This window comes from Caballeronia mineralivorans PML1(12), from assembly GCF_001028175.1.
Classification (GTDB): Bacteria; Pseudomonadota; Gammaproteobacteria; order Burkholderiales; family Burkholderiaceae; genus Caballeronia; species Caballeronia mineralivorans.
This window is the reverse complement of the sequence record NZ_AEJF01000037.1, coordinates 1-769: the sequence shown is the minus strand read 5'-3', so window position 1 is coordinate 769 and position 769 is coordinate 1. Positions and strand designations below refer to the sequence as shown.

Genomic DNA, 769 nt, shown 5'->3' with positions numbered 1-769 from the left:
TCTGAAGTTCCTGCCGCTAAATAAGCGAAAATAGCGCGCTGCGTGTGCCGGATAGCCCAAATCGGCGCGCGTGCTTTCGCAAAACGGGCCAATGCAGCCAGTCGTTTCACCCCACGAAGTGGCGCTGCAAAAGCCCCGATTGAACATTTAAACGAAATCTAGAAAGGCTGTCACTGATGAATAAACTCCTGATCGCTAGCGTTGTCGGCGCCCTGTCCCTCTCGGGCATGCTCGCCAGCACGAGCGCACTGGCCGCAGATGCAACCACCACCACGGCCGCCCCGGCCAAAGCAACCGCCAAGAAGGCAGTAGCAAAACGCCCCGCGCCGGCACGCCGCCTGATCAAGCGCAAACCTGCCGCGGAAGCCAAAGCCGCAGCAAAAACCGATCCGATCCCGGAAGGCTCGACAAAGTGGTCCTGTAACGAAGGCTTGGCTTTCTACCTGAAGGGCGACATGAAGCGTGACCAGGTCGTCACTGTGAACTGGGCGAAGAAGGACTATCAATTGCCGCGTGAAGCCACCACGACCGGCGCGGACCGCTTCCACGACGCAGCAACCGGCATGGACCTGGTCGTGATCCCGACCAAAGCCATGTTGTTCTCGGACAAGGACTCGTCGCGTCTCGCCGACGAATGCAAGACGGATGAAATGGCTGCAGCAGGCACGCCGGCACCCACGCAATCCAACGCACTGATCAAGAACGCCCAGTAAGTCTTTACCAGAGGTTTTTCGATGTCCGCACCGATTTCCAACGTCCGGCCCGAGCC

The 769-nt window shown here is 59.2% G+C and carries 1 protein-coding gene; it reads left to right on the top strand.

Going from position 1 to position 769, the window contains the following annotated elements; translation table 11 throughout:
* The first annotated feature begins 176 nt into the window (after positions 1–176).
* Positions 177–713, top strand: a complete 537-nt coding sequence (locus tag EOS_RS04650) for a hypothetical protein (RefSeq protein WP_047845426.1) — start codon at positions 177–179, stop codon at positions 711–713.
* The last annotated feature ends 56 nt before the right edge of the window (positions 714–769 follow it).

Excerpts from the sequence above, each read along its gene's own strand:
- EOS_RS04650 (WP_047845426.1), top strand. The coding sequence starts at position 177 with ATGAATAAACTCCTGATCGCTAGCGTTGTCGGCGCCCTGTCCCTCTCG.